The following is a 5,553-nucleotide window of genomic DNA, read 5'->3' on the forward strand; positions in this document are numbered from 1 at the left end:
GAAATGGGTGATCGGATAATCCCGAAATAACTGATCGGAATGCTCCGAAATATGCAATTGATATACAAAACGATTACTTCCCTGATGGTAGATTTCCTTTGTGGAACACGGATAAGATTCTAATAAACACCAAAGAATTAATTGCTAAAGCCAACCAACAGCATGTTCCGGTATTTCTTGTCCAACACATATCTTCAGCCCCTAAAGGAATGGCACCTTTCTTTGAAAAAGGTAGTGAAGGAGCAAATATCCACCCAGAAATAATGGCAATATGCCCGAATGCTGAAGTTATACAGAAACAGCATGCCGATAGTTTTCATCAAACTCATTTAGAGGAATCGCTGGGAAAGTTCGATATTGATGAATTGCTTATATGCGGGATGATGACGCAAAATTGCGTTACGCATACTGCAATATCGAAGAAAGCAGAAAAATATAAAGTTTCAATTATTGAAGATTGCTGTACAACCACAGATAAGATGATTCATAAAATAGCTTTAAATGCAGCATCACCTCGTATACCTCTAGTAACGTTTTCCGAAGTGTTATGGTATGGAGAGCCATAAGAAAAGTATTACAAACTCAGTGCCGTCAGTGGTCACTGAGTACTTCTGTTAAAACAGAATGGGGCATTTTTGTGCCAGCCAAGCTCTCGATGACACATTGATGGACAATTGTCATTTTCAGAAAACCTAACATTAGCAAACCATGAATAACTGCAGGTATGGCAAAGTTGTTATGAAGTGTTAGTGCGATAAGTAAATCGCACTAACAAAAGATTGTTTCTGTCTGTCAATACGGATTAAAGAATTTAAGTTAAATCACCCTAAATACACTGCGATAGAAAAAATACCAACAGGTAAACCACCGAGCAACATATAAGCACCAAACCACCACCAAAATTTTTTGTAAGCCGTGTATATTGAACCTACAAAGAAACTTAAAGGAACTACAAAAAACACCCATACGATGATTAAACTATCAGGAATCCACCCTTGCTGAGGTGGGTCTTCGGGGTGAGGCTCTGTATTATAAAAAAACCAATCGGGAATAAGTTGTATGTTGAATACGATAGAAAGCAACAAATCTAAATACGCTATTAGCGGTATAATTAAAAAGAACTTCACCTTTAAGCTCATAGACTAAAATCCATCTTAGTAATAAATGGCTGATATCCATACTCCTTAAAATGCTGTAATAAGTACCATGACCTGAACCCTTCTAACCATTCATAAGGCTTACCATCATTTTCTTTTATACCATCAAATGAGTTATGATCAATATCTCTAACATCTAAACCAAAATGATCCTGAATCTCATACTTAAAAGTCCCTCTAATTTGATTTCCTTTATATTCGAGGTTTTCAACATAAACACGCATAGACCAAATACCATGTATGGTTAGAACAGTCCCATCGAATAGACTTTTTTTCGATATGGGGAAATGAGGCAAATTAGAGGGGCGCTTGCCACCTTTGCCTAAATAACGGCTGCTAATATCAACTATATTATCGGGTAGCTTCCCATTTTGAAGACTCTCTTCTAAGCATTTTTTTAGCGCTTGATGAAATCTAGCGGTAGTCTCATGCTCTTTTAAAGCCTTATCTAGCAATGGGTTGTTGTAATACCCCCCCTCATTACGCTCAAATTTATCAACCATTTCAGAGAAAACAGAGCTTGTTTCAAACCCTAAAATGCTACCGACCGTAACGTTAGAGAAAACCTTTCCTAAAGATCTCATACGTTCGAAATGTTCACTTGCAGGTAAGGAAAACTGGTCTTCGCTAAGGGAAGTATGTGAACCATCAGAAGCAATATTATCTGGGTCATAATTAACACTTTGAGAAAATGGCTGCATCAATCCATAGGACTCTATTTTAAAACGGTCTTCATCACCAAAAGTCATATCAGGCGCATCAAAATCATCCATTTTGTTTTGTGTTTGATAGACCAATAATGGGAAGTTACCACCTACAGGTTTCCACTCTTCAGCCAATTTACGCTCAGCAAGAACGCGCTCTCTATTTTCAGCCCAACGTTTCTGATCCTTAGCGGTATAGGTTAATTCTGCTCTGCGCTCTTGACGTTGACGCTCCGCTCTTTCTCTTGTGGTTTCTTGCCTTTCTTCTGGGGCGTACGGGAAAGATTCATACCGCATTTCAGTTCACTCACACAAAAATAAGGGCGATGGTATCAATAATTTCAGTAAGTTATAATCTCCAACAAGGCATTTTTATACATTAGTCACCAAATAGTTATTTTGATTGCTTAAACGCTCGAAGTGACGCTTTTAGTCCCCTACATCCGCGAGCAATATGGACAATTTTGTTTTAGCGCAAGACCTAATAACGCCTTGTTATGTCTCGGTACTGCTCAAGCTACGAACCCTTTTTAGAAACCAGTCATTTAGTTCTGTCGATGAGAGCATTTCAATTGCTCCTGTATCAAAATGAGATACACCTTGATCTTTTAGTAACCCTTTTGATACGAGATCAGCACAAAATAACATGGAAGATGACTTAGTTAGTGAGGTCAAAACTGTAGGAATTTTTTCCACCAATATGTACCCGTTGCTCTGATGAGCGATTTTCAGTATTTCCATTTGGATATCAGATAACTTATTGACCAGATTCAGTGCTGCTTCAGTTTCATCCCATGAACACTCTCCAATTAGACATGAAGCAGATAAACTGGCAAATCGTTTTATCTTTTCGCTTGATTTCGTTTTTGCCACTTTATCAAGTGATGATTGAAACAAATCAAATATCACTTCATCATCTTGAGCAATCGATTGAAGTTTCAACTCTTCAACTTGAGCTGATAGCTCAGATATATATGCTTCTAAACGCTTTTGAGCAAAACCCTGAGCCTTGTCGGTAAGTACATTATCTATATATGTACCAACCCAAGGAACTCCGCCGATTAACGCCCGAGTCACTTGAGAACCACTATATAGCTTTGAAATTTTGATATCTAAGGAAAGAGTAGGATCATTTCCAATTTCAAACTTTTCATTGCGATTCATAAAATTCTCCTATAGAGACCAACGTCTATTATGTTTTATTTTCGCTCTACTGAAAGATCTTGAGATAAAAAGTTAGGAATATCTTTGAATTCAGATAGTTTATAGTTCTCTTTAAGACTGTCTATAGGATTTCGACCAATAAGTGCTAAACCTAGGCTGCCTGAAACACGTTTAAGAGTTTCATCGTTAACAATTTCTTCATCAAGTGAAGTCGAAAGGAAGAAGTCTTCCGAATATAAGAAGATCATGTAATTGGATAATGCCAACTTATCTTCTAGTGCTAACTTGTTAAACTGACGGATAAACTGACGATATCTAGTATCGTTTTTGTCTATAAACATCATAACAATACTGGTCTCTTCAAGAGGAAAAACGGCTAGGTGCAAATGTTGCATTTTATATTTAGGATCGTGATTATAAAGATCATTTATAACATCTCCTTCCAAATCCACTGCAAGTGCTATTTTATGCTGAAATGCAATAGGTACGACGTAATTGAGCTTTTCATAGAAAAATAAGTAGTATTCATCTTGCACGCATTTCGCGTCTACCTTTTTTGCACGCTCAAAGCCTCGGACATTCTCTTTTAGGTCAATATCTTTGATATTATTGATCGAACTTAGGTCAATACCGGAATCATCTGATAGATGATCATGAAACGCTATTTCAAATGCTCTTTGGCTAACAGTTTTTAGATAGTTTTTCATTGCGATCTGAGCAAGCGTTTTTTGCTTAATTTCACTGTCGTAAGTAGCTTTACTTTCGTAATTACTAAAAATTTTTCCATCGCAATCTCTACAGATAACTTGGAAAGTGCCTGCATTATTTACTCCAGATTCTGCATTTAACAAAGGAAGATCAATTAACCCACCGTGAGCTAATAACTTTCCACCATTAGCAATGTTCTTCAAAAATGACGCTGGAATTGAGTGAGAGTTGCAATAACTTGTTGTTGTTTTTTTGCAATACAAACACTTGCCACTTTTACTATTCTTTCTACTTTCTGAAGCTATTTGACTATTTTTTTTACTGAAATCGACTTTATTCTCCAACATTTCTTTCTTTTCAGTTTCTGAAACGTTGGACAAATTGAATATTTTATCCATTTGTTCTCTCCATTTGTAAAAAACATAACAGTCTTTTTTCAACGGACAATGTCCACACTTGGCAGAGATAAAATATGGACATGATGGCAGTAACTGACTGATTAATTGCCTAAAATTTAGGGTAATGAATACAAAGGTGGAACATGTCGTCCTAATAAGATTCATCATGACACTTGAAGGAAAATAGTCAACTAAGTTTATAGCATACGTGTACTGAAGAAGGCGAAATTCCACGAATTTTGGCATGATCGAAAAACGAAATGGGGCAGCTGCGTTTGTGCAGGAAACTTACCTATAGCTCGTAGATGGACAAGAATGGGTTGGGGTTGGAGTTCGAGATCTAAATCGTTAGATTCGGATAAGCTGAATTTGGGGAAAGCGAAGTAAACGGCTTTGATTTTCTAAAGTATTGGCTGCTCACGCAGCCAAAAGAATGCTATTACCGATTGGCAAGAGAAGGGCTCATATGAATTATGCATCTTGTTGCTTAAATTCTTTAACACCTTTTTCAGTTTTCCAGTTGGTAAGATGCTCAGCTAAGTGGTTAATCTCAGCAACTGCAATTACTGCTAAAGTTTGATCGTTGGATTCAATTTTATTTATTGCCTTTGGAGACGAATGTATAGCTAAAATTACGCCATAAGATTGATAGTCTTTGAATCCGTCCGGAGACTTTAACTCAATACTTAGTCCATTTTTAACAATAGTTTCATATCGTCTAAGCTTGTTTGTTTCTTGTTCTGTGAAGATTTTTTCAAGAAACTGTTCTGAATTACTGATGCTGTTAACTAAAACTGTCAAATGAGAATTGTGCTTCTTTGCAATATCAACAGCAAACGCATAAGCCCCTCTTAACTCCTCCGCTGACACAATTGCCGGAGAAAAATAAGCGTACCTTTCCATATGTATAGCTCCATTATTGATGGTAAACATAACGTCGCAAACAGTGGCGCTAACACCAATGTCGCAGCAACAAAAACCTTTAAACCACTAACACCCAAGCGTTAAGCGTCCATCTGATTTGCTTTGTTAGGCATTTTCCGTCGTGTTACGCCAAAGCTCGTTAGCCACACTAGTCATAGCTTCAATAATTTCAAAGATATACACTTGTGTAACTTCAAGGTGGACTCTAGCAAATTGATGCGAATTTAAATTTAGACTGCTGGCAACAATTCTAAGTTGCTTACTATGCGAATTCTCATCTAAGTGTCCAGCATTGTGAGCAATGATATTCCTGATATCTCTTGCTTCGACGACTTTTCTCCAATAGACAGTACCAGTAGGAACTTCAATTTCAGCGACTTTACGCAGGTAGTTTTTTGCTCGCTCAATACCTAAGCCGCTATATTCTTTTAAAGTACAATTTGTAGTGGTCAACAAATTCCGGACACAGATTTAAGCCGATTCTCGGCATCCACTGGC

7 protein-coding genes are annotated in these 5,553 nt (G+C 37.2%); 1 reads left to right on the plus strand and 6 read right to left on the minus strand.

Features of this window, described 5'->3' with window-relative positions; all coding sequences use genetic code 11:
• Positions 1-26: 26 nt before the first annotated feature.
• Positions 27-566 carry a cysteine hydrolase family protein gene (locus QQK21_RS19020; RefSeq protein ID WP_431313144.1) on the plus strand — a complete coding sequence of 180 codons (540 nt, stop codon included), beginning with the start codon at positions 27-29 and terminating at the stop codon, positions 564-566.
• A gap of 255 nt (positions 567-821) precedes the next feature.
• On the opposite strand, the gene QQK21_RS19025 is transcribed toward QQK21_RS19020, so the two are convergent.
• From QQK21_RS19025 to QQK21_RS19050, 6 genes are all read right to left on the minus strand, one after another.
• Positions 822-1,139, minus strand: coding sequence for a hypothetical protein (locus tag QQK21_RS19025; RefSeq protein ID WP_284193757.1), 318 nt, complete (start codon positions 1,137-1,139; stop codon positions 822-824).
• Positions 1,136-2,158: a DUF3289 family protein gene (locus tag QQK21_RS19030; protein WP_284193758.1), complete on the minus strand. Its 1,023-nt coding sequence runs from the start codon at positions 2,156-2,158 to the stop codon at positions 1,136-1,138. Before QQK21_RS19030 ends, QQK21_RS19025 begins: the two co-directional genes overlap by 4 nt.
• 198 nt (positions 2,159-2,356) lie before the next feature.
• Positions 2,357-3,025, minus strand: coding sequence for a hypothetical protein (locus tag QQK21_RS19035; RefSeq protein WP_284193759.1), 669 nt, complete (start codon positions 3,023-3,025; stop codon positions 2,357-2,359).
• Between the two features lie 35 nt (positions 3,026-3,060).
• Complete coding sequence (locus tag QQK21_RS19040; RefSeq protein WP_284193760.1) at positions 3,061-4,131, minus strand: hypothetical protein; 1,071 nt, start codon at positions 4,129-4,131, stop codon at positions 3,061-3,063.
• Positions 4,132-4,602: 471 nt separating this feature from the next.
• On the minus strand, positions 4,603-5,034 hold the full coding sequence (locus QQK21_RS19045; RefSeq protein WP_284193761.1) for a hypothetical protein: 432 nt from the start codon (positions 5,032-5,034) through the stop codon (positions 4,603-4,605).
• A 126-nt stretch (positions 5,035-5,160) separates the two neighbouring features.
• Positions 5,161-5,508, minus strand: coding sequence for a hypothetical protein (locus QQK21_RS19050; RefSeq protein WP_284193762.1), 348 nt, complete (start codon positions 5,506-5,508; stop codon positions 5,161-5,163).
• Between the last annotated feature and the right edge of the window lie 45 nt (positions 5,509-5,553).

Origin of the sequence: Vibrio zhanjiangensis, assembly GCF_030161235.1 — a bacterium.
Classification (GTDB): Bacteria; Pseudomonadota; Gammaproteobacteria; order Enterobacterales; family Vibrionaceae; genus Vibrio; species Vibrio zhanjiangensis.

Bases quoted from the DNA above. Each gene is read 5' to 3' on its own strand.
- QQK21_RS19025 (WP_284193757.1), bottom strand. From the start codon at position 1,139: ATGAGCTTAAAGGTGAAGTTCTTTTTAATTATACCGCTAATAGCGTAT.
- QQK21_RS19030 (WP_284193758.1), bottom strand. From the start codon at position 2,158: ATGCGGTATGAATCTTTCCCGTACGCCCCAGAAGAAAGGCAAGAAACC.
- QQK21_RS19035 (WP_284193759.1), bottom strand. From the start codon at position 3,025: ATGAATCGCAATGAAAAGTTTGAAATTGGAAATGATCCTACTCTTTCC.
- QQK21_RS19040 (WP_284193760.1), bottom strand. From the start codon at position 4,131: ATGGATAAAATATTCAATTTGTCCAACGTTTCAGAAACTGAAAAGAAA.
- QQK21_RS19045 (WP_284193761.1), bottom strand. From the start codon at position 5,034: ATGGAAAGGTACGCTTATTTTTCTCCGGCAATTGTGTCAGCGGAGGAG.